The sequence below is a fragment of the Rhodoblastus sp. genome, from assembly GCF_041915505.1.
GTDB lineage: Bacteria > Pseudomonadota > Alphaproteobacteria > Rhizobiales > Beijerinckiaceae > Rhodoblastus.
The window spans coordinates 1-2922 of record NZ_JAYSBG010000407.1 but is presented as its reverse complement, the minus strand read 5'-3'; the positions used below and the strand labels follow the sequence as shown (position 1 = coordinate 2922).

The 2922-nt window shown below is 66.6% G+C and carries 3 protein-coding genes, 1 tRNA gene and 1 pseudogene; 1 reads left to right on the top strand and 4 read right to left on the bottom strand.

The window, feature by feature from the left end:
* From ACE3S9_RS17760 to ACE3S9_RS17745, 4 genes are all read right to left on the bottom strand, one after another.
* A partial coding sequence (locus ACE3S9_RS17760) for a class II glutamine amidotransferase (RefSeq protein ID WP_374547808.1) occupies nucleotides 1–492 on the bottom strand: 492 nt, incomplete at its 3' end.
* A gap of 170 nt (nucleotides 493–662) precedes the next feature.
* Nucleotides 663–739: transfer RNA gene (locus ACE3S9_RS17755), tRNA-His, on the bottom strand.
* Between the two features lie 142 nt (nucleotides 740–881).
* A complete protein-coding gene (locus ACE3S9_RS17750; protein WP_374547807.1) occupies nucleotides 882–1322 on the bottom strand; it encodes a phasin family protein in 441 nt (146 codons plus the stop codon).
* Nucleotides 1322–1693 (bottom strand): phasin, encoded by a 372-nt coding sequence (locus ACE3S9_RS17745; protein ID WP_374547805.1) that lies wholly within the window; start codon nucleotides 1691–1693, stop codon nucleotides 1322–1324. Before ACE3S9_RS17745 ends, ACE3S9_RS17750 begins: the two co-directional genes overlap by 1 nt.
* Before the next feature lie 319 nt (nucleotides 1694–2012).
* On the opposite strand from ACE3S9_RS17745, the pseudogene ACE3S9_RS17740 reads away from it, so the two are divergent.
* A pseudogene (locus ACE3S9_RS17740) lies at nucleotides 2013–2922 on the top strand (hypothetical protein); the annotation flags it as partial.

The window sequence follows — 2922 nt, the reverse complement described above, 5'->3', positions numbered from 1 at the left end:
CCTTGTGCTGAGCTGGAGGATTTCGCGGTCGAGCTGGGCGGCCGCCGGCAGCGTTTCGAAACGCGCGCGCAACTGGTCGAGCATCCAGCAGAAGGCGTGTTCGCTGTCGGTGGTCCCGACCGGCGCGTAGAAATCGAGCGGCAGCGCTTTCACGCCGCGCAATTGGCCGTTATGGGCGAAGGTCCAGACACGGCCCCACAATTCGCGCGAGAAGGGATGGGTGTTGGCGAGCGTGACGCGGCCGCGATTGGCCTGCCGGATATGGGCGATGACCGTGCGGCTCTTGATCGGATGCGAGCCGACGAAGCGGGCGATGTCGGAACTGGCGGCGGGCTCGGGATCATGGAAGGCGCGCGCCGCGCGTCCTTCGTAAAAGGCGATGCCCCAGCCGTCGCGATGCGGGCCGGCGCCGCCGCCGCGCCGCGCGAGGCCGGCGAAGGAAAAGCGAATGTCGGTCGGGACATTCGCGCTCATGCCAAGAAGCTCACACATGGAAGCTCACATGGAGGACGGCCATATGGGGCGGCGCCAAGGATCTCTTCCAGCGGCATAGCCAAGGAATCCCCAAGCGCCAAGCTTTTTCACGCAAGCGCCAGACCTTTTCGCGCAGGCGCAAATCTTTTCGCGCGGAACGGCCCGGCAGGAGATTTATGTTCTGAAGATGGTACCGCCACCCCGGCTCGAACGGGGGACCTCTAGATCCACAATCTAGCGCTCTAACCAACTGAGCTATGGCGGCCGATTTGTCGGCGGAACCTAAAGCGGCGAGCGCGCGATTGCAAGAGCATCGCGCGCCCAATTTTCCGAACCGTGACTGGCCCGCGAGCGCGCGGCGCCCGGCGAAGCGCAGGGCTTCGCCGGAGAGCCTCGCCTGGACGACCTCACTTGGTCTTGAAGGTCTTGTCCAGCTGCTCCTTGAGCGGGCCGGCCGCATCGGCGGCGACCTGCTGCGCCAGAGCGGTCAACTCCTTGGCCTGCGACGTCAGGGCTTCATATTGCTTGCGAATATGTTCGCTCTGCAAGGCGATCGCCTCGCTCACGCTGCGGACGCTGGCGAGCGCCTGCACATATTCGACCGAAGCGGCCGTATTGGCCTGATAGGCCTGGATCGCCTTGGCGGAAAAAGCCTGCAGGCTCTTGCTGGCGGCGGCGAAGGAGGTTTCGAGCGACTGGACGGTTTCGGCGGCGGCCTTCTGGGCTGCGGCCTGGACCTTCTTGACCTCGGCGACGGCTTCGACCGGCGCGGTCTCGACAATCGTTTCGACGGCCGGCGCCTCGCCCGCGGGCGAGGCGGTCTTGGTTTTGCGCGGACCGGCGGCCATTACTTCGATTCCGTCGTGGAAGCGACGGCCTTCTTCACGGCGTCGCCGAGAACCTTGGCCTGCTCCTGGACGGAGGCGACCTGGCTCTTCAGATATTCCGACTGGATCGCGAGGATTTCCTTCGGATCCTTGGCCTTGACCAGCTTGTCGGCGAGGTCGAAGGCAGCCTTGACATTGGCTTCGGCGAAGCCGATCGCCTTGGAGCTCACTTCCCTGGCGTTGGCGGTCAGGGATTCCGCGGCGGCTTCCGACTGCGCGGTCGCCTTCTGGGCGGCGACGACGAAGCTGTCAAAGGCCTTGCGCGCCTGATCGACGGTCTTTTCGGCGAATTCACGAACTTCAGTGGGAATCTCGAGGTTGAGGTTGCTCATGGAACGTCCCTTAAGGTGAAACGGCGGGGCTTTCCAATCTCCCGCGCCCGCGCCAAACCGGTATTGCGATGCATGTTATATAGGCAAATTTGTTGCGCCGCAACGTATTTTGTGCAGTGCAGCAAATTTTATCCTGCCTCGCGGAGGACGGTTAATCATAAGTTCATGTCTCTGGGAATGAAATGGATCAATTGTAGATTCGGGATGGCGCAGGTCATTAGCTTTTCGTTAAGGTAAGCGACGATTCCGGCCCCGGCTCCAGAACATCGGGAGCGCCCGCGGCGGCCGGTGAAGGAGCCCCGAGGGAGCCCATTGTCGGATGGCTGACGAGAACGCGAACAGGCGACGCGCGGATATTGCGGCGGCTCTGGCTGAGCCGGCGACGGCCTCGTTGGCGCGCGCCGGCGCGGCCATTGTCGTGGCCGAGGGCGACCCGCTCCGCGCGGCCTACGCCAATAACGAGGCTCTGGCCTTGTTCGGCGCGGCGGATCTCTCGGCGCTGACGGCGCGCCTGTTCGAATCGGATGGGCCTAGCGCGGGCCGACTGCTGGAGTTGGCGCGGAATGTGGCGCCCGGCGCGCCGGCGCGACTCGAACGGCTGCGTCTTGGCGGCGCGGCGGGGCGGGGCTCGACGACCTTGCTGTGCCGGCGCACCGCGGGGGCGGCCCCGCTGTTCATTCTGGCGACGCTCGGCCTGCGGACGGGAAGTAGGCGTCCCGCGCCCGCGCCCGCGGTCGCCGTTCCTCCCGCCTCCGAACCCGCGCCCGAGGTCGTCAGCGCCGCCGGCGACGCGAATCTCGCCGAACTCAAGGCGCGGCTGGGAGGGCGCTTTCCGGGCCTCGCGCCGGCCCGCTTCCTGTGGCGCGCCGATTCGCGCAATGTCGTCGTCGAACTGACGCCGCCGCTGGCCGAGATCGTCGGGCCCGGCTGCGCCGATCTGGTCGGGCGCGATCTGGTCGAGGCGGCGGCGACGCTCGGCCTCGATCCGCGCGGCGAACTGGCGACGGCCTTGCGCGCCCGCGCCACCTTCAGCCGCATCGACGTCGACTGGCCGATCGAATCGGCCGCCGCCGCCGCGCCGGTGACGCTTGGCGGCCTGCCGGTGTTCGATTCGGCCGCGTCTTTCGACGGCTGGCGCGGCTTCGGCGTGATTCATCTCGATCGTCTGCGCAACGGTCCGCTTGTCGCGGGGCTCGCGCCGGAGCCGCGCCAGCCGTCGAAAGACGCGC

Bases quoted from the DNA above. Each gene is read 5' to 3' on its own strand.
- ACE3S9_RS17750 (WP_374547807.1), bottom strand. From the start codon at position 1,322: ATGGCCGCCGGTCCGCGCAAAACCAAGACCGCCTCGCCCGCGGGCGAG.
- ACE3S9_RS17745 (WP_374547805.1), bottom strand. From the start codon at position 1,693: ATGAGCAACCTCAACCTCGAGATTCCCACTGAAGTTCGTGAATTCGCC.